This window comes from Limosilactobacillus sp. (assembly GCF_051873035.1).
Classification (GTDB): Bacteria; Bacillota; Bacilli; order Lactobacillales; family Lactobacillaceae; genus Limosilactobacillus.
Genome location: NZ_JBJEEL010000067.1, coordinates 1 through 22,194, shown reverse-complemented (window position 1 = coordinate 22,194; position 22,194 = coordinate 1). Strand labels below are relative to the sequence as shown.

General features: G+C 43.0%; 7 protein-coding genes and 1 pseudogene. 1 reads left to right on the top strand and 7 read right to left on the bottom strand.

Going from position 1 to position 22,194, the window contains the following annotated elements:
• Nucleotides 1–29: 29 nt before the first annotated feature.
• The 7 genes from glsA to ACI31H_RS07075 all read right to left on the bottom strand — a co-directional run bounded on the left by glsA (nt 30) and on the right by ACI31H_RS07075 (nt 21,331).
• Nucleotides 30–947 (bottom strand): glutaminase A, encoded by a 918-nt coding sequence (gene glsA / locus ACI31H_RS07105; RefSeq protein ID WP_439771288.1) that lies wholly within the window; start codon nt 945–947, stop codon nt 30–32.
• A gap of 173 nt (nt 948–1,120) precedes the next feature.
• The gene (locus tag ACI31H_RS07100) at nt 1,121–13,651 is read right to left on the bottom strand and encodes an MBG domain-containing protein (protein ID WP_439771297.1); all 12,531 of its coding nucleotides are present in this window, start codon (nt 13,649–13,651) and stop codon (nt 1,121–1,123) included.
• 267 nt (nt 13,652–13,918) lie between these two features.
• On the bottom strand, nt 13,919–16,759 hold the full coding sequence (locus ACI31H_RS07095; RefSeq protein ID WP_439771287.1) for a mucin-binding protein: 2,841 nt from the start codon (nt 16,757–16,759) through the stop codon (nt 13,919–13,921).
• Nucleotides 16,760–18,491: 1,732 nt separating this feature from the next.
• A complete protein-coding gene (locus tag ACI31H_RS07090) occupies nt 18,492–18,845 on the bottom strand; it encodes a 6-carboxytetrahydropterin synthase (protein WP_439771286.1) in 354 nt (117 codons plus the stop codon).
• Nucleotides 18,842–20,179 (bottom strand): TIGR03111 family XrtG-associated glycosyltransferase, encoded by a 1,338-nt coding sequence (locus ACI31H_RS07085; protein WP_439771296.1) that lies wholly within the window; start codon nt 20,177–20,179, stop codon nt 18,842–18,844. The genes ACI31H_RS07090 and ACI31H_RS07085 overlap by 4 nt, the downstream gene beginning before the upstream one ends.
• Entirely contained in the window at nt 20,176–20,769 is a 594-nt protein-coding gene (xrtG, locus tag ACI31H_RS07080; RefSeq protein ID WP_439771285.1) for an exosortase family protein XrtG, read from the bottom strand. The genes ACI31H_RS07085 and xrtG overlap by 4 nt, the downstream gene beginning before the upstream one ends.
• On the bottom strand, nt 20,762–21,331 hold the full coding sequence (locus ACI31H_RS07075) for a hypothetical protein (RefSeq protein ID WP_439771284.1): 570 nt from the start codon (nt 21,329–21,331) through the stop codon (nt 20,762–20,764). Before ACI31H_RS07075 ends, xrtG begins: the two co-directional genes overlap by 8 nt.
• Nucleotides 21,332–21,463: 132 nt before the next feature.
• Here ACI31H_RS07075 and ACI31H_RS07070 point away from each other — a divergent pair.
• Nucleotides 21,464–22,034: pseudogene (locus ACI31H_RS07070) on the top strand (transposase).
• The last annotated feature ends 160 nt before the right edge of the window (nt 22,035–22,194 follow it).

Here is a 22,194-nt window from a genome sequence, read left to right as displayed (position 1 = left end):
AGTGGCTGAGGTACTTCCCCAGTCACTTTTTAGTACTTAAAAATATCAAGATGGAGCTGTTGGCTCAGCCTTTCTAGTAGGTCTAGGCCGGCAATGCTGTTACCAGCCTGATCTAAGGCCGGGCTGAAAATACCGATCCCGTAGTTGGGGGCTGCCGCTACAAGGCCACCGCCCACCCCACTCTTGGTCGGTACCCCGATTCTGACCGAGTAAGTTCCGGATTCAGTATAGAGTCCCGTGGTCATCATGACAGACTTCGCATAGGTCGCCGCGGCACTGGAAACGATCCGTTCACCATCCCACGGTGCAACCCCATCATTAGCCAAAACCGCGCCTAAGTTGGCCAGACTTTCACAGGTTACCATAAAAGAACACTGCTTAAAGTAGGTCTCCAGGCTACTAGTCGCACTGCGTGTTAGGGTTCCCTTCGCTTTCAGGTAATAGGCCAGTGACCGGTTCATATCCCCCGTTCGGGCCTCCGATTGGTAGATCTCCTCATTTAGGCTAACCTGGGGATCATGGCAGATCTTGCGGGTAAACGCGAGGAGCTGGTCCACCGGCGATTGCCCATTCTCTTCAGTAATTAAGGAGGAAATTACGATTGCCCCACTATTAACAAAGGGGTTAAGGGGCTTTGTCTCCCTGGTAATCTCCATATTCAAAATGGTATTGAAGGCAAACCCCGTCTGGCGGGTTCCCACCCGTTGGTTAACCGTCGTCAGTCCCAAGTGTTCGATTGCGTACAAGAGGCTAATTACCTTGGATACACTTTCAATCGCAAAGCGGGTCTGCGCCGCGCCAGCACAGACTCTTTTGTTATCTTTAATATTAAATAGATAGACGCCAAGCTGGTAGGGGTCTACATCTGCTAGGGCGGGGATGTAGGTCGCTACCTGCCCCTCATCAATCCGTCGCCAACTATTTTGAATTGCTTCTTCTAAGTTCATCACTACTCATCTCCCTTTCATATCATATCGTGATTAACCGGAGAAACAAGAGTGAATCTTAGGCGGAAGGAGTAGGCCAACCATATACCAAAAGGCCCCTAGTATTCAGAAAACCTGAATACTAGGGGCCGCTTAGTTTTTATAAAGAGTAATAATCCACTTACTCTATATAATTACTTGTCTTCACGCTTCTTATGCCGTCCAGCAATGCCGAGCAGACTAGCAAACGCAGCTAGGAATAGGCCAAGCTCAGAGAGAGCTGCATGGTTACTATTACCAGTTTGTGGCAAGCGTTTAGTCTTATTCTGGTCAGCTTGCTGTGCGGATTGCGAAGCAGTGGTGCCATTATTAAGGACAATATTCGAATCACGTCCAGTCGTGGTCGTGCCGTTACCGTAACCTGGAACAATTATTTGACCAGGTGTGGTTGGTTGACCCGGTGTTACCGGAGTCGTCGGGTTCAGCGGACTCGTTGGGTTCGTTGGTGTCGTTGGATTAATTGGCGTTGTCGGATTCGTTGGGTTAACTGGACTGGTCGGCTGCGATGGACTCGTCGGCTGTGTTGGATTTGACGGGTTCGTCGGCTGTGTTGGATTCGATGGATTGGTTGGGTTCGTCGGTTGCGTTGGCTGCGTCGGATTTGACGGGTTGGTTGGGTTTGACGGATTCGTCGGTTGCGATGGATTCGTCGGTTGCGTATTAGGAATATAGTTAATCGTGACATCCTGAAGTTGCATGTCAACGGTTGGATCCTGAATAGCACCAACATGAGCGATAGTTGGCGTATAACCTGGAACCGTCGGCGCGTCAACCGCACTTAAGCCGTTATTAACTAACTGCCAATCGGTATAAGTCGTTTGACCAGTAACTTCGTTGTATTCACCGGTCCGCGTAAACTTAGCAGATTGATTAATGACTTGTGGTTCTTGACCAGGAACGTTAATCGTAATCTTCCGCGAGATCGTCTTGTTAAGTTTTGCCGGATCGGTAATTGGATCAAGCTTTGGCGTTACCCGAATATTGATAGCTGGATTCTGATCTTTAAGCGTGACATTTTCTGGAATATTTTGACCAGGTACAAGTACGTAATGATCAGGAATGTTAGTCCTGATAGTTACAGTTTGTCCAGTCTTACCAGGAATTGTATCGGTCTTGACGATCTTACCAGAATCATCAACATAGTTAACAACTTGAGATTGGTTATTAGCTGTGTAGTTAATTGTTACATCGTTTAACTTAGTATCAACTGTTGGGTTAGCAATACCTGCAACATGAGAGATAGTTGCCGTGTATCCTGGAATAACTGGAGCATCGTAAGCATCCAAGGTGTTTTGATCAAGCTTCCAGTCGGTGTAAGCAGATTGACCAGTGACTTCGTTATATTCACCAGTCCGCGTAAAGGTTGCCTGCTGATTAATGACTTGTGGAGTTTGACCTGGAACATTGATCGTAATCGTACGGTTAATGGTCTTGTTAAGTTGAGTTGGATCAGTAATTGGATCAAGCTTTGGTTGGATCTTGATGTCAATTACTGGGTTGTTGTCACTTAACTTGACACTTGCTGGAATGTTTTGATCAGGTACTAGAGCATAGTGATCAGGAACATTAAGCGTAATTGCAACAGTTTGGTCAGTCTTGCCAGAAATGGTGTCGGACTTAACGATCTTGCCAGTTGGATCAATGTAGTTGATCTTTTGGGTCTGGTCATTAGCCGTGTAGTCAATGTCAACAGTTCGATCTTGCCAATTAGTAATCTGATCTTGAGTTGGCGTCAATGCTTTCAGTTCCTCAGCCGTCCCAGTCTTGATTTCCGGAGTATAGCCTGGCACTACCGGGATAGCGAATTCATCGAATCCAGCCTTTGAACCATTAGCGACTGTCCAGTTACCATACGTTACATTACCAGTTGCATCGTCAATAGTTGCTTCACGTTCATAGTGAATTGTGACCTTAGTAGTCTTCAATCCAGTACGTGGGTCAGTAACGTTAATCGTCCGGGTCATGTCACGGTGTAGCGTTTCATAACTAACATCCGTCTTTGGAGTCCCGTCGCCCGGTTTCTTGTCCGGGTTGCCTGGAACCTTGTCACCCGGCTTTGGTTCGTCGCCTGGCTTTACCGTTACCTTGTGGTGAGATACCTCAACAGTAATTGTTGGAATACCATCAGTACCAGCAACTACAGAAGCCGGAATCGTTTGACCAGCCACTTGATCAAATCCAGCAGGAATTTGTGGCGTAATCGTAATCGTATCACCAGTCTTACTAGCCAGATCGGTGTGACCAACTTCTGCGTTCTTGTTATCAACGTCAACGTAGACGATCTTACCAGTCTGTTCACTAGCCGTGTAGTAAATATCAATCGTGGTGTTCTTGGTGTTTTCATCAACGGTTACCGCTTCTACTGACTTATCAGGAGTGTAACCAGCAACTACTGGAGCAGTATAAGCTTTCCAGTCGATAGAATTCGTTGACCAAGCTCCATAAGTTACGTTACCAGTTACTTCATCAACCGTAGCGTCACGGTAAATCTTAGCTGTTTGAGTTACAGTACTGATCTTACCATTTGGCTTGTGAACATTAATTGTCCGCGTTACCGTCCGGTTCAGATCTTCACTATGTGCCCCATTAATGTCCTTGTTAGTCGGTGTTTTATCGCCTGGCTTTACAGGGTTAGTGTGTGGAACATTAGTCGTACCGTGCTGAATCTTAACCGTGATATTAGCCGTTGGCGTGCCACCAAAGGTAATAGTCTTTGGAGCATCCGTTTGCCCCGTTACTAATACCCATCCAGTAGGAATCTTAGCATTAGTATCAACCGTTTGATCAGTCTTACCAGATACAACGAAGTGACCACCGTCAACTGGGTTGCCATCCTTATCAACATAATCAATTGTCATGGATTGATTATTAGCCGTGTAATCAATATTAATGGTTTGGTCAGTCCAATTAGTAATCTGGTCTTGACTTGGCGTCAAAGCAGCTAATTCATCTGACGTACCAGACCTAATTTCACTAGTGTAACCAGCAACTGTAGGGATGTTAAAGGCATCAAAGCCCTTTGCTGAACCATCAGAAACATTCCAAGCACCATAAGTTACATCACCAGTTACATCATCAATCGCAGCAGTACGTTCATAGTGAATCGTAACCTTAGTCGTGTGAAGGCCGGTATGTGGATCCGTTACGTTAATCGTCCGCGTCATGTTCCGATGCAACGTCTCGTAGCTGACATCGGTCTTTGGCGTCCCATCGCCCGGCTTCTTGTCAGGATTGCCTGGTACCTTGTCGCCTGGCTTTGGTTCTTGACCCGGCGTAACCGTAATCTTGTGGTGGCTGACCTTAACAATCACATCCGTAATCCCATCTGCCGTAGCTGTTTCAGTGGCCGGGATGGTTTGACCAGGAACAATATCATACCCTGCCGGAGCAACTGGCGTAATCGTAACCGTGTCGCCGGTCTTCCCGTTCAAGTCAGTATGACCAACTTCGGTATTCTTGTTATCTACATCTTGGTAAATAATCTTACCGGTTTGCTCATTGGCCGTGTAAGTAACCGTAATCGTACTATCCGAATTATCACCACTGACTGTTGTCTCAGGTACGGTTGTCGGATCAGCAGTGTAACCGGCAAATTCATGTGACGTAAAGCCAGCGAATTTATCATTGCCGTCCTTTGCTATCCAGGCACTCTCGCTGTTAGGCACGAGCTTGCCAGTTACCGAATCATACTGAGCGGTCCTAGTAAAGTGAACAGTCTGACTCTTTTCACTATCTGGAATCTGGCTCAATTGATCGGCGGTCAAGCCCTCGTAGTCGATTGTTCGCGTAACGTCCTTGGTCAAATCATTTTGCTTGAACCAATCCGTATTTGTTGGGTCCGGGTTGGTATCAGGCTTAGCTGGATCAACTGTCTTGGTCTTGTGAACTAACTTAATGTTTAGAACTTGGTTCAATGCTTTACCAAATGTGTAGGAAGTTGGAAGAGTTTGACCTGCAGCTAATTCATAGTTTTCTGGGATCGTTAAGTTAAGATCTACGCTATTACCATTAACCCCTGTCTTAGTAATTACTTTACCAACTTGCGTGTTGCCTTCATTAGTATCTTCAAAAGTAATCGTCAAGGTTGCATCCAATGTGAACTTAGCATTTGAATTAATCTTCAGGCTGTAGTTCTTGTTGGCATCCCTAAGGCTTTGAAGACTTGCTGGCGTCAGGGTGACATCGTAAACGCCAGATTCACTTGGCGTTCCGTTAGTAAACTGGTAGGTCAGACCTTCTGGAATTGTGATACCAGTAGCACCTGAGGTATTGAATTTACCATTATTAATGTCAGTCTTTGTACTTTCTTGACTACCGCCAATTGTGACATCGGCTTCGACTGGACTAATGACATACTTGAACATACCACTTTCGCTGATGTGGTAGTTTGGATTATTATCTTGTAACTTCTTCAAACCATCTGCATTCAATGCAATGTAGTAAGTACCGGCATCGGTTGGAGTAGTAGTCAAAGGATTGCCATTCTCATCTACCCACTGGTAATCGCTAACAGGAATATTAGCGGTGTTCAAACTTTCGCCGCTAATTAAACCATTTGCAGTGAAGTTACCATCATTAGGATCGATTACCCCAGCTTGACCATCGTAGGTCTTGCCAGCAGTTGCACCAGTCTTATCACCTAACGTGACAGTAAGATCTTTCTTATTAATGGTGAAGGTGGCACTGCCAGTATCACCATTAATTGTGACATTACCTGTGCCGGCTACCCTATCGACGATGCTTTGCAACTTAGCCGGATTAATCTTAATCGTGTAAGTACCAGCATTAGTTGGCGCATGGCCATCTGCAGTATCCCAAGTGTAGTCACCATCTTCAAGTTGGTAAGTTCTTTGAGTGGTTCCTGTCCCATCTGGAATTGTAAACGTTATCTGGATGTTACCATCTGTACTATTTACTTCAGCGGTCGTGACAGAGTGACCATCATAGGTCTTAGAAGCAGAACCAGCAAGCTTTGCGCTACCCTGAGCAGCGGTAATGGTGTAAGTGTACATCCCACTGATGGCACCATCTGCGAAGCTGTAGTTAGTATTAGCATTCTTGATCTTATTAATACCGCTATCCTTCAACTTCAAGTAGTAAGTCCCGACATTGGTTGGAAGACCGGTCATAACAGTGTAAGTACCGTCAGCGTTCTTTGTCAGCCATTCGTAGTCATCGTTATTCAGACTAGAAAGATCTAAGTGTTCACCAGTTACTAGACCACTTGGAGTCCAAGTTACTGAGTTAACAACATCGCTAACTGAAGTACCTTGACCGTTGTAAGTCTTTGTACCACTGTTTCCTAGTTTATCTGTAGCAGCCTTTGGATTAATCGTGTACTTAATCGTCCCGTCAACTGCATCAAAGCTGTAGTTCGGGTTGGAATTTTGCAATGCTGCCAAAGCTCTATCTGTCAAACGAGCTTCGTAATTACCGACCTTAGTTGGAGCGCCAGTAAGTTTAGTGCCATTTTCGTACCAGTCAAAGTCATCAGCGGTCAGGCCTAATTTAGACAATGCAGTACCACTTACAGTATCAGTACCGCTAATGTTCAAACCACTGAGGTCTAATCCGGCAGCTTGACCATCGTAGGTCTTACTTTGATCATTACCAGAAATAGTTACGCCACTGATTGGCTTAGCAACGATTTCAAATGTAGCTGAACCAGATAATTGATCAGCACTAAGAGTTACGTTTCCACTACTAATTTCACTATCGATAGCAGCTTGCAAGTGGGCTAAACCATTTGAAGTCAACTTAATCGTGTAAGTACCCTTCTGACTTGGTGCTGAGGTTAACTTAGTATTTCCATCGTACCAATCATAGTCACCATCTTGCAGCTGGTAAGTACTGCTGTCGGTGCTCCCTGGGTAGGTGAACTTAACCTCAATACTGCCGCCATTATTGATCTGTGCAGTAGTGACACCAGACCCATCAAAGACCTTTTGGTTGGATCCGGATAATGCCGCAGAAGCCTCAGTTGAAGCAGTGATCTTGTAGGTTGCATTAGTATCAAATGTCCACTTGTAATTATCACCATTGTTGCCAGTCAGGTTCTTCAACCTAGTTTTAGCAGATGGCGATAAGGCAATCGTGTAAGTACCAGCAGCAGTTGGAGTAATTGCATTGCCGTGAGCATCGACAAATTGAAGATCATCATTGGTTAAAGTGATCGTTTGAGCTGTGCCATCGGGGGCGTAAACAGTAGCGGAGTAGCTGTACTTATTAGGATGTAAGTCATCCGACGTAGTAGCTTTGCCATCGTAAGTCTTACCATCACTACCATCTAGAGTAACAGTGGCTGTACCTTGGTTAACATTGAATGTGCCGTGCGTAGTGATATCACTAGCATCTTGTGGGTAAGCATAGTTAGTGCCCAATTTTTCTTTGATGTTGGCCAAACCTTGAGCAGAAAGAACAACATTGTAACTGCCAACACTGCCTGGTGTTTGACTGAAGGCCAAGTCACCGTCTTGAATTGTGTAGTCCAAAGTAGAACCACCATCAGTTTTGACAGTCAAAGTGTAGCCTGAAGGATTATTCTTTATAGCATTCAGCCAATCAGAAGTACCATAAGTTACTTCATTATTTTTAGCAACTGTAATAGTCACCGGCATTTGGTCAACATAGAATTCAGCAGTTGGTGTGGTTACAGGATCTGTTGCTTGTTTCCAGTCGTAGTTAGATGAACCGGTTAAAGCAGCAAGCTTTGCAAATCCTGCAGCAGATAACTTAACTGTGTAAGAACCCACATCACCTGGTGTAGTTACAAATTGCAGATCACTAGCATCAAAGTTGGCATTTGTATAGATGGTCTTTGTTTCACCATTGGCAGGAGCAGTAATGGAAATCGTGTAACCATTTGTACCACCGTATTGGATATTAGCAGGCTCACCATATCTAATGTGTTGTGCACCATTAATCTTAACGGTAGCTTCAGCCTGCTTAATGACATACGTAGCCGGGTCATGTTCGGCTTCCACGATCCCCGAACTAGGTTCCGCGTCTCTAGTAAGGCCATTAGCTTCACCGATTGCATCCCAGTCATAATTTGGGAACCGATCCTTCAGTCTGTTAAGTAGCTGGCTAGAAATCATTACCTGGTAAGTACCAACATCCTTTGGCATTTGACCATTCGGCATCTTATCAGTGGTTGCGTAGCCACTGATGTAGACATCGCCAGCCTGCATACCACCAATCCTTGTCAGAATCTCTGCAAGGTTTGGTTTATCTGGATCGCTATCTGGCCAGTTAGTTAGACTGACAGAATACTTCTTTGGATTAAGTGGCAGGTCAGTCCCATAAATCGTGGTTTGGTTACCGCTTAAGGTTACCTCAGCCTTGTGTTGGTAAATTAAGTAGTTACCTACGCTGCCTGACAAACTAATGTTATAGTTCTTAGCACCAGTCAATCCTTTAAGAGTATCGAGGACACTGCTCTTCAAACGAACATAGTAAGTCGGGTTACCAGTCTTCCCATTTGCTGGAGCATTAGCGTTCGTTACAGGATTGCCGCTTGCATCGACAACTTCAAGATCATCCGGAGTTAAAGTGAACTTGCCAAGATCAGTTGGTTCACCAGTTAAGGAAGTATTGCCATCTCCCCAAACTAGCTTAATATCACCACTATTGATTTGGGCTTGGGTCACGGCAGCGTTCTGGCCATCGTAAACCTTGGAGGCAGTCCCTGAAACACCAATTACCAGAGTAGCTGGATTAATAGTGTAAGTGATCTTACCGCTGATTAAGCTAGTACCATCGTTATCAACAAATGTGTAGTTCGGGTTGGCATTAGCAATTGCATCCCTACCATTCTTACTCAATTGCAAGTAGTAAGTTCCAGCATCTTTAGGAGCAGCAATCACATTTCCACTTGCATCGACCCATTCAAAGTCATCGGCAGACATGTCTGGAATGGTTAAACCTTCACTATTGTTAAAGCCGTAGTTCTCCTTGAATTCACTATTAGATGGATCAATTTGAACAGTTTGACCATTGTAGGTACTTTGTTCATTACCGTGTAACTGCAGGTTTGACACAACGGACTGGGTAATGTCAAAGGTAGCACTACCGGTAGTGGTAGTATCCCCAGATAGTACAACGTTGCCTGCACCAACCGCAGCATTGATAGCGGCTTGGATTTTATCTAGACCTGACCTAGTCAGAGTGATGGTGTAGTGTCCCTGGTTCTTTGGTGCAGAACCATTGGTAGTGTTCCAAGTGTAGTCGCCATCCGTCAGTTGGTATGTCGACGGCAAGTTAGCAACAGTTACACCTTCAGGGCCACTGATTACAATCTTAATCGTTGAACCGTTGCTATAAAAATCATCAGTAGTGACGGCGTTCCCGTTGTAGACCATCGAGTTGTGACCACTAAGTTCAGTCGTCGCTGTAGCAGCCTTAATCGTGTACGTTCCCGTACCAGCCGAAGCCGTGGCCGACCAGGTGATGTTGTCACTATTAATGGCCTTAATGTGGTTCCAACCGGCCTGTGACAGGCGAACTTGGTAGGTACCATGGTTAAGTGGCGCAGTCTTCGTCCAGGTCCCATCGACATTAAATTCAAGGTCACCATCAACCAACGTGTAAGTTGGGTTTTTAGGTTCATCTAATGTAATTGAGAATCCTTTTAGATAATCAGGATTTGCACTACCAGTGTAAGTATAGGTTGGGTTACCACTGAATGTTGCCGAACCAAAAGCCTTATTAATTACCAAAATACCAAAACCGGTACCTTGCGTAATCTGGTAGTTCTTCCCGACTGCATTCTGAACCTTGGTAACCCCATCAGCCGTCAAAATAATGTGGTAAGTACCACCAGCATTAATTGCGGTAGTTGGGTGACCACTGGCATCAACAATTTGAAAGTCGTCAGAGTCCAAGTTCATACCGGATGGGGAAACAACCGAACCGGTACTACCAGGATCATTGGCAAAGTTAACCTTTACACTATTACCACTAAAGATGTCGTAAACAACGTTAATTGCATTGCCAGTGTATGTTTCGGTTTGAGTTCCGCTAACATTTACTACATTCTTTGATGCATTGATAGTAAATGTGGCATCCCCGGTAATTGCACTATCCGCAACAGTAGCATTAGCTTGATTATCCTGACCCTTGCCGGCGAGTTCTTCCAGTGCTGTTCTAATATGAGCCTTACCAGCAGCAGTCAAAGTGATGGTGTAAGTACCAGCATTAGCTAAGTTACTATCAGCGGAATCGTTTGGCGTAATTGTGTAATCATCATCAGCCAAAGTGTATTTAGCACTAGCATCTGAGCCTGGGAAGGTTAAGTTAACAACAACTTGGCCATTACTATTAATCTCTGCGGTTGTAATTGCTTGGCCGTTGTAGGTCTTTTCATTGCTCCCACTTAAAGTTGCGGTACCTTGAGCCTGACTAATGGTGTAGGTAGCTTGCCCGGTACTAGTAGTTAAAGTAAAGTTCGGGTTATCAGCCTTCAGCTTAGCAAAGCCGGCATCCGTTAACTTGATGTGATAAGTACCAACGTTCTTCGGCTCACCCTCAACCCAAGCAAAGTCACTACCAGTAAGACCATTAGCATTCAGTACTACGGTCTGACCATTTAAAGTGGTAGTAAATTGCAGCTCAGTTGGATCAATCGAAGTAGTTGAGGTAGCATCATAGGTCTTGCCATAAGTGCCTACATTACTTAAAGTTGCGGTGCTCTCAAGTGGAGTAATCTTGTAGCTTGCTGAACCAGTAATTGCACTATCAGCAACCGTGACATTAGCTTCGTTATTTTGACCCTTACCAGCAGCATTTTCTAGCAGGTTCTGAATTACGCTTGGCTTAAGCGAAATTGTATATGCCGTACTATTGGCATCGACTGGAGCCTGACTATCTGGTGTGTTCCAGACAAAGTCATCAGCAGTCAATTGAACTGTCTCTGAATAATTTGCATCGCCATTCTTTGGGTAATGCAAAGTCAAAGTAATGTTGTTATTTGTATCGGAACGATTCAAATCATCCACAGTAACGGCTGAACCATTGTAAGCTCTAGTACCTGCACCACTTAGGGTTGCACTAGCTTGAGCTTGGGTAATGGTGTAAGTACCTAAGCCAGAGTTAGTTAAAGTGAAGTTCTTATTGTGAGCTTGCAAAATAGTTAAACCAGGATTAGTTAACTTGATGTAGTAAGTACCAACATTCTGTGGATTTGCAACCGTATTACCGTCAGCATCTACCCACTGGAAGTCGGCACCGGTTAAGCCGGTCATATCCAAGTTAACTGCTTGACCGTTCAATTGAACAGTTACACCTAACTTAGTTGGATCAATACTGGTCGTCGCAGAACCATCGTAGACCTTGGTGTAGTTACCTTCAGAAATGTTGTTTAAGACAGAGTTGGCACTTAATGGATTGATTGTAAATGTGGCATCACTTGTAATAGTAGAATTGCCATCCTTATCAGTCCAAACGATGTTGTTATTGCCATACTTACTCTTGATGGCATTTTCACCTTGAGTAGTTAAGCGAACTTGGTAAGTAGCGGTATTGGTTGGTAAAGTAGTTGTCCAAGTTGTGCCGTCAGTTGAAAATTCTACATCGCCAGCGTTCAAGTCAAGAGTACCGGCGTCAGCTGTCGGGCCGGTAACCGTGATCTTTAAACCAGTAGCTGAATTATTCAAATCACCAGTAGTAATTGGCTGACCAGTATAAGTTGCTGAACCATTACCGGTTAACTTAGCAGTAGCAACAGCTGAGTAAGTAACATCCACAGTCTGATTACCACTATCTGGAGTAATAGTCAGTGCTGGGACACTAGTTACCGGTTGACCATTGATGTAAGCCGTGTAGCCTGGTTTGACAATATTAGAGTCAGCCTGCTCTCCATCCGTAAATTGTGCAAATGTCTCGTGTGCTACGGTTTCTGAAGAAGGATGGTTCCAAACATCATCACCAGCTACGAATGATGACGTACCATTATTGCCTACTATTCCACCAAAGACAATCCTGGTATCACCATAGTCACCATCTCGACCGGTTCCTTTATTAATCCGAGCAGTACGGTTAAAGGTAACGGTTTGGGTTACGGTGACGACATTATTAGAAGCTGGAACATGGATATTAATTGTTCTTGTAATTTCCTTCTTTAGCAAACTACTTGGTACATAGAATGTCGTTAAGTCATTACGGTACAACCAATCACTATCCTTATGATCCGTGAAAGCATTCCCGTTAGAAGCTGAACCATACGCTGGTCCTGCAAAAACAATAGAGTGATGTCCTTGATTGTCATCACTATCTGTAATGACATCATATCCATTCAGTGTAGGGGTATCAATTTTCCATGAACTACCACTATTATTGGTGATGTTCCATAGGCCTTGACCAGTCTTCGTACCATTTGGACTAGTATAACCGCCTGAAATGACAGTATACCCTGGCGTTGCTGTATCACCAGCTGTCTGATCCCAGGACCAGTCAGTATAACTAATAGTCCATTTAGTATGGTCGGAACTGCCATTTGTACTGAAACCTGTGACAGTTCTTTGATACCATACTTTAATTTGCGCAGATGATTGTTTAGTGCCATCTGGCATATCCACAACATTGGCATCTTCATAACTGCCATTTGCGTTGTATTTCTGATAGTGCTCAGTAATTACTCGACCTTGAACATCAGTCGTGGGAGCGAAGTAAACCGTATGCGTCGGCATTGTATCATAAACGGAATTAGTTGGTAGGTAAGCTTCATCTCCATACCAGTCTGGTGCACAAAAGCGAGTAGCATCTGCACCCCAGAAACGACCGCCATCACTATTTCTTTCCCAATCACCTTGTTTAAACACAGTATATCCATTAACAGTTGGAACTTGGTCCCAAACATTAACGCTACTTGCTGGTGTAGACCAAGCACCGGATACTACATGATAACCTTTAGTCCGACTAGTATCCCATTGCCAGTCTCCATAAGTTACCTTATCGGTTACTAGGTCTTTGATAGCACTCCGCTTGTAGTAAACGTCCATTATGTCATCGGGGGCTAACGTACCCATCGACTGGCCAGTAACCGCATTTATAAAGTTAACACGGATAGTTCTAGTTTGTTCGGCATATGGATCAGTCTTGCTTACATCTTCAGTCTTGTGCTTTAAATGAATAGTAATCGGGGTATTATTCTCCGCCTTAAACTTGTAGCTAGTTGATTGTCCTGATACTAACTCATAGTTTTCTGGAACATCTGAACTAAAATTAATAGTTTGATCGGTTGTACCTGTCTTAGTTTCAGTTTTTACAACCTTTTGACCATCATCATCGTCAACAAAATTAACAACTACGCTTTGATCATTAGCGGTGTAAGTTACATTAATCGTGGTTGGCTTAGTGGTACCATCTACTGTTACAGCTGGGATAGAATTAATAGTTGTCTCGGTTGTAGTCCCATTAGGGTTAGTTACAATCTGTTTTATTACTGTAGTATAGCCAGCAACCGTTGGGACAGTTTGCGCCGCCCAATTTTGGGTAGTAGTCCAATCACCAAATTGAACACCATCATCATTGTTATTAAGCACAGCGGTTCTCTTGATAATTCCTTCTTGGGTAGTTGTAGTCGGACTGGTCTCACCTGGCCTAGTAATATTAATGGTCCGGGTAACTGACTTTTGGAGGTCAGAAGTCTTTACATAGAAAACGGTCAGTGCAGGACGGTATGACCAGTCAGAATCATCAGCTTTTGTATAGACAGTGGAATCATCCTTATACTTATTTGGAGCTCCAAAGAAACCGGCATTAGCATTATTACCACCTGAAACTACAGCAGTATATCCTTCAATAGTTGGTTGTGGAATGCCAATTTGCTTTTCGCCTGTCTGATTATCGGTGTCAATATTTGACCAATTTGATCCTGCAGGGGCTGAAACATCTGAGTAACTTACATAGTAATCATTGCCGTAAGTAATAGTCCATTACGTATGGTCAGTTTTACCATTAGTAGCAAAATTAGTAGCAAAATTAGTAGCATGATTAGTGTAATTTACTGTTACATGGGCTGGGGCAAAAGCATCACTACCGGCTTGCCCATTTTCCCAGTATTTATAATTTACGGTAAGGGTTCTCTTAGCAATTACTTTATCTGGGACAAAGTACACTGTGTGGATAGGGGTCGTGTCATACCAATAATTGGTTGAAAGATAAGCCGTATTTCCGCTCCAATCTGGTGAGCAAAAACGGGTAGCATTGGCAGCAGTAAAACGGCTGCCGTCACTATTCTTTTCCCAATCACCAGATTCAATAGCAGTATACCCAGCAACGTTTGGAGTAATTGCATAGAAATTAACGTTACTTGCTGGTGTGGTCCAAGAACCGTGTACAATATGATAACCACGGTCGCGATTAGTATCCCATTGCCAGTTTCCATAAGTTACGTCACCAGTTACCAGATCCTTGGTAGCACTCCGCTTATAGTAAACATCCATCTGGGAAGCAGGTGCTAAATCACCCATCGATTGACCCGTGGCTGCATTGACATAGTTAACGGCTATTTGTCTGGTTTCTTTTGCTTGAGGGTCAGTGTCACTTACATCTTCAGTCTTGTGCTTTAAGTGAATAGTAATCGGCGTATTATTTCCGTCATTGAACGTGTAACTGGTTGGCAAAGTTTGCCCCGTTGCTAGTTCATATTTGGTCGGCACGGTTAAAGTAAAGTTGGTAGTTTGCCCGGCATTACCTGATTCAGTAACGGTGCTGACGACTTTTTGGTTTTCATCATCATCAACAAAGTTAATTTCTACAATTTGGGTATTAGAGGCATACGTAACATTAACCGTTGTGTCCTTAGTATCTACAGCCACAGGTACTTTCGGTACTGTGGTTCCCTTCTTACCATCAATGAATGTATTGTAGCCGGGAATAGCCGTGGGTGTGTAAGCAGCCCAATCTGCAATATTGTAATTAGCTGTCCAATCCTTAAATATGACTCTTGTATCCCCAGGGTCGGCAGGTGTATTGGAGCCCTTATTGAGGTAAGGTTGACGGGAATAAGTAACGGTCTGAGGAATTGAACTTTTCCCAGTTATCGGATTTGTTATGTTAATGGTTCTCGTAATAGTCTTACTAAGCATATCATTAGGCACGTAAAACGTAGTTAGGCTATCTCGATAGTACCAAGAACCATTAAGCGGATTATTAAACTGCTGAGCTGTCGCCGGGTTTCCAAAGACATCAGAAGAATTCACTGAATCTTCACGCATTTTCACGGCGGTATATCCATTAAGCGTGGGTGTATCTATCCCCCATAAAGTGGTGGTAGGAATTTCCCATAGTCCTTGACCTACCTTTTGACCATTGTAACGATAGCCACCAGAAAGCACCGTGACCCCTGGAGTTGCTGGATCACCAGCTGACCGATCCCATGACCAACCACCATAGGTAATCGTCCAATTCTTCGGATCAGTACTGCCATTCGTAGCAAAGCCGGTCGCCGTCTGCTGGTACCAAACATTTACTTGAGCAAATGCTTGCTTTGTACCATCCGGCATATTTACTACATCTGCATCAACATACTGACCAGTAGCTTCATCATATTTCTTGTAATGCTCGGTAATTGTCTTTTCTTCGGTTTGCACCGGAGCATAGTAAACCGTATGCGTAGCAGTTGCTTCGTAAACTGGGGCATCAGCAGTAAAAGCTACAGAATTAGCACCGGTAATAGTGGTTGAAGTTCCACCATAAGTTGGGAAAGTAAATTTATTGGCGTCAATATTAGACGTACTACCGTCCTTATTCTTTTCCCAATCACCTTTTGTAAATTTGGTGAAACCAGTCACATCCGGAGTAGCCACCTCAACAATCCCGTTGTTATCTTCCTCCGTCCATTCTTGTGGTAAAGTCCAATTACCTGATATTACACGATAGCCAGGAGTGGTACTGTCGCCTTGTGACTTGTCCCACTGCCAGTTCCCATAGGTTTTCTTACCAGTAGAATCCGTAGTAACAGTCCGCTTATAGAAAATCTGCAGTTGAGCATTACCCATGGATTGGCCGTTCTTTGCATTGACGTAGTTAACCGTTGCGGTCCTAATTTCAGTTTCCACAGTCTGAGAATCGGTGTTACTTCCATCCTTTTTAGCCGCACTAACCCCTATTTCAGTAGCTGAGGTCTTACTCGTTGCATCACTCTTATCCTTGGTCACATCCAGCGTTGTTTTAGCTGAGTTATCACCGGCAGTTGGAGCAACCGTACTCTTGGCCGGCGTTGCTGGTTTGGCCACGGCGCTTTGCTCACTGGCCGTACTCTGCGTCCCGGCGGTTGAAGCTGGTTGTTGGCTTTGCGCCGATGTCGGGGCAGTCTCCTGTTTCTTAGTTTGATCAATATTCTGCGCAGGGGTAGCCGCCTTTGCTGGCTTTACGGCTGTCTGTTCACTGTTACTTGTTGCTGAAGCCTTACTTGGTTGTACAGAAGCCGCCTTCTGGTCAGTTGGTGCGGTGTGGACTTCCACCGCGCTTGCTGAGGCTGGTGTTTCTTTTGGAGCAGTAGATGCCACTACACTACTATTTAAAGTTGCTGAATCGGCGTTAGCAATTACTGCTGAGCCTGTCGGGGCAGTCGAATTGGCAACTTTTTCTTCTACCACCGGTTCGGCACTACCGGCATTCTGATCCGCCTGCGCGCTCACGTTCATGACGGCCGTTGCCCCAAAAGTCAGTAAGAAGGTTGCACAAGCCGTAATCCACTGCTTCTTAGCTTTATATAGCTTATAATTGCGTCTTTCCGGCGTCGCATTTTTTAATTGATTATTCTTACTCATAATTGCTCCCCCTCTTAAACTTTCGACCTCTTGTCATCTTTATTATAAGGCGTATCAAGCATTTGTTTTAATTTTTCTTATAACACGATCAGTCATTTAAATAGAATTAATCTTTTCCTAGATATTATCAATCTCATCACTGATGTAATATACAATTATGATAATTAAGTCAATTAATATCTCCTGAATAAAATAAATCAGTCGCATTTAAATGCCTAAACCCAGTTTTTCCATATTGATAATTACTAATAACAAAATTATAACATGAATGCGCTTAAACATATATCAAGTCGACCGATAACAAAGCAATCGCAAGCGAAAATAAAATGAACGCTTAAATAATCATTATTATTAATAATTTTGATCGTATATTTTCGTCCAACCAAGTCTCGTATACTTAGTCCTAGTGGCATTTTGATTTTTTATCATTGCTCATTTATCGTTATATTAATATTCTGCATAAAAATTCTGCATATTATCTCCTGCCAAAAGCAAAATAAGCACTAAATATTCACAATGAATATTTAGTGCTTATTAGTGTATTGTATGCCTTAATTGTAAGTCCTATTTTAACGAACGTTACTCCCTGTCGATGCTTGACTATTAATAATAGCTAGCCTTATTAGACAGTAAGAAGACAATCACGTTGGTAATTTCAGCCGGTTGGGTATAGCGTTTCATCGGTACCAGGTCGATTAACTGCATTACCTAATGCATCGTTCAAAGGATTTCTTAGTCATATTCGTGTAAGTAGCCGCTGGTGATACACAGTTGACCCGGATTTCTTTATCAGCGTAGTCGGTGGCGGCACCCACCCCGGGTTAATCCTTTAATCCCGGTACCAGCCGTAGCTAACGAGGACATGGTTGGGGTTAGCAATTGTATAATCGCTCCGTACCTCTTCTTCAGGAATTCATTAGTCTCGGCCCGAATCAGGTAAAAGTAACCTTATTTAGCAGGGGAGAATTTTTGAATCAAAAATACCTGCTCCGCGTCTTAAAAGCGCTTGCCAAGCATTCTAGATTTAAAGCAATCTGATTAGTTTGAAGACAGGGATAATGACAAATAATCTTTTAGCAAAAGCCAATGTAATTAACATTCTAAGTGACTATTTAGGCGTTCGTGATGTCACACAGTTAACACCCGTTACTTTAATAGTTTTAGCCAGGCTAATCCGTGTATTTTATATGGTGGCAGCATTTTAGCAGGTAGAGATGCTTTAGCCACTACAATTCAAAACCGTGTTGTCCAACACTACATCATTTCTGCTGGGAATGGCCACACCACTCAACCTTTAAGAAACAAGATGCAGACAGTTTTTTACTTGAGGCAAACTTAAAGGACCGGTCTGAAGCAGAAATGTTCCAATTATACCTAGAACAAAAATATCATTTGCAAGCCGATTTTATTGAGACCCAATCAACTAGTAGTAGCTAAAAAAGCCAGCTGGTTTATGAAGATCAGCCGGCAGGAATGTGGTCAGTGGACCACTTTATTCAGTTGTTGATGGGCGAAATGCCACGATTAACTGATGGCGATAATGGCTATGGACCAAAAGTTAAAAACTATTTAGCATACGTAGAGATCCCGCAGAAAGTTAAAAATGCCTTTGAATACTTGAAGAAACTTAATCTAGAATCGTACGGACAGCTAATCCTGCGTTTGCAACGAAGAAATAGGAGCCACTAAATTAGTCATTATCCCTTACATCAATTCTCCCAAAGCCTAACAACTATCCTTCAATACAGTATGCCCGAACTGGTGATTCAGCAACCTCAAGCCGGCTTAAGTGATAACCAATCTTAGTAAGTTGAGCACTAATCTGGTCGAATAAGTAAGTAGTTAAGTTTTCTAGAGTCGGATTAAGCTGGTCAAATGGTGGTACTTCATTTAAAAAAGAATTGTTTAGCTGGTTAAGGACCTGGTTAACGCAATCTTCCATTTCCCCAAATTTCTTAAAGGCAGTAGTTGTAATTTGACAAGTAATTGAAAAGGTATGGGGATGGCGTGAGGTTGTACTACCATCTACTTGAACAATATGGCTAGCATTTAAGAAAAAGGATAATTTATAACTACTTTTTTTCACTTAGATCGTCCTTTCCACCAATTAAAATCATTTTTAATAACATTAACGATCGCGTTAGCTTCTTCACCAAACGAGCTAACCTTCCACTTAGCAGGTTCAGTCATCGCATTAATGATACCAATGACTTGGATTACACTACAGAGTAGGTAATATAACGGCAGCGAAAATAAAATGTACCACTTTGTAAGGTAGTAATGCCGGTCAGCCGGAAAATTCTTTAAGTAGGCTTGGATATTAATGAAATTTAATAACGACAAACCAACATACATAATATAAAGTACCAAGAAAGAAAAGCCGACAATCTGTGGCGAGTAGCCAAGCGGAATTAATACAATGAAGGCCGCAATCCAAATAATTCGTAAGAATAAGATCGTATGATCAAAAACTAGTCGGCGAACTATAAAGTTACCAAAGAAATCACGAATGCTGACCCGGTCGGCCATAAAATAATGAATAGCCTCCAACTCACCGCGTTGCCACCGTTGTCGCTGGGTATAAAGGTGGCCCAAGTTATCAATCGGTGTCACATAAAAGATAGCCTCTGGACACAAAATCACCTTTCCCTTCAACTGATAACGAATTTGAAAGGTCATGTCAATATCCTCACCGACTGTTTCTGTATTATACAAATGAGTTTGCAGCAGTCTTTCCCGCCGGAAGGCTGAAAAGGCCCCGGACATCGTGAAGAGCCGATTCCCCTGTGACTCTACAGCCCGCCCTGCTAAAAATGATTGAGCATATTCATAGTATTCATTTTCTCTTAGGAACTTTAACCAGTGCCGAGGAGTCCGACGAATAAGATTGCGTTGCGTCAGGATTGTCCCGGTTAGCGCATCAATTGACGAGTCCTCTTCGAAGGTACTGATCATATTTTTCAAAGCATCTTTTTCCAGCACACCATCACTGTCAATATGGATAATATATTTCCCTTGTGAATTATAAATTGCTGAATTGAGTGCTCGCGCTTTCCCTTTATCGGTATCAATCCATTGCATGAACAACTGATGAAAGTTAGCATGAGCGCGCTGATACTCTACAAAGCTATTATCCGTACTCTGATTATTTGCGACGATAATACTAATTAGATTAGTAGGGTACGTAGACTCAGCCACCGATTGAATACATTGGTACAACGTATCTGCGGAATTATAAACCGGAATAATCAAAGAAATCCGGGGATAAAATCGTAATGACTGGTGTAATTTAAGATGATGGGTCGCCCGTCGTAAACTCATAAAAGAAAAAAGAGCGGGAAAAAGTTCATAAATAATTGGAATAAGCATCCATGAAAGCCAGAAGCCAAGCTGGATAAGTAATTCTGTTGTCACTATCATGATTGCTCTCCCTTTCTTTGCCGCCAACCGCGTCGAATCTGTGCACGGGTAAAGGTATTATAGTATAACACGAGCACAACACTATAAAAGAATAATCGACCAACCAATGAGTGAGCCCAAAAAAGGGATGACGTACCCCATTGATTAACCACCACAATAATCAATAGTAACCGGCAAAGATTAGCGACTAGGATCCAAATAGCACCACTAATACCAATGATAAACCGCTCACTTTTAGTATAAATTGGATAGAAGATTAAAAGACTCTCGTAAGCAAGCGTTTCGATTGTTCCTGAACATTCATAGTTAATGAAAAGCTGAACGTGCTCATGGTGGGTAATAACATTAATTAAGTTGTTCGATAAGTTAACCGTATAACCCGGAATAACATAACTAAGCCAACCGAGGATAGCGGTTATCAGGTGAGCCATTAACCAGATTAAGTGAATGTTCGCCACTAATGTTGACAAAATAAAGAGACCAAAACTACCAATCCAAAAATAAATTCCTGTTAAATGAGCCCGTTTTAACACAGACAGGCAATATAGCCATAATACAATTATAAAGATAATCAAAAAGTACTTAAGCATGGCGGTCTCTTCCTAAAATCAAGCCCAGCCCAGCAAAACCGGCAGCAGACAAGGATAAAAGCAATGGTGCAGTAGATAAGCCAACCGTTGTAATCACATGATTGGTATTACCCGGAACTGTTAGCTTCATTATTGCCGACTGATTGAGTGATTGATTTAGTTTTTTTAATGGGATTACAAGTTCTATTCGTGGGCGGCGCTGGTTATAAATTACTCCTGCACGCCGCAAATAAATCTGGCGCTTCCGTCGGTGGTCAGTAACTACCAAGTTCACCGGAACCACTCTTTTCTTTCCTACCTGGTGAACCTTTTCCACCTGGCAACGGTAGGAATTAGTTCCAACGGCAATTCGGTAGTAGTTAGGCAGCGAATGATAGGCTCTAACACTAATGTGAGCATAATGATTATCAGCATAAAAGCTTATTGTCATGTCCCGAAAATGGTTATTAAGTGCCTGCCGATGGGTTGGCTGGGCCGACCAAGTTACAGCTGATTGGGCAGTTTGACCAACAAGAAAGAAGCCACCGACGATGGTCAAAATTAAAAGAATTATCTTACGCATTTCAATTTCCTATGGTTACAAAATTATATATGGCATATTGTAAAATTTAAGTTAACGGTTGTCTGACTGAACAGAAAAAACCATAAAGGTCTTTAACGGTGTCACCACAACTTACCAGAAAGAAGAACCTTTATGGGCACTACTATCTTATCATTTCAAAATCGCGTTGTCATTGAAACGCTCCATAAAGAGGGATATTCACTTAGCCAAATTGCTAAACGCATTGGTTTCTTTAAAACAACCGTTCATCATGAACTACATCGTGTTGATGGCCCCTATCAAGCTCGTCAAGCAGAGAAACTCCATCGTTCTCAACTTAAGCGTCGTGGAGCCAAGATCACACTTTCCCAACCGATAAAAAGGTCAATCTGTCGCCACCATCACAGAACGTCTTAGCCGGCTCACCGTAGTGAAACGATTGTCAGGACGTGAAGCCAGCCAATGACCAATACTTTGCTTGAGCTGTTCAAACAATTAGGTGATAATTTTGACTATGGATCATGGCAAAGAGTTCGCCAACTACAAGCAATTCGAGCAATTGATTAACAAGCCGATGCACTTTACTATTCGCCACACGAACGTGACACCAATGAGAATCGTAATCGAGTCCTCCTAAAGGCAGCAAATTGAAGATATTAGCGATCAAAAACTAGTTGAAATCAACTGGCAGCTTAACTCCCGCCCGATGAGATGCCTCAACTAGCGAACACCAATTGAAGTCTTTTTAGTCCACTTATTCAGGAATCGTTAACTTATTTCTTACAATCTGTCGAGTAAAAATAAAAGACTAGTCTTCAATAGAATTATCAAATCCTAAATTTCAAGAATAAGTTAGCCACTGGACTCAAATAAATAATACTGAC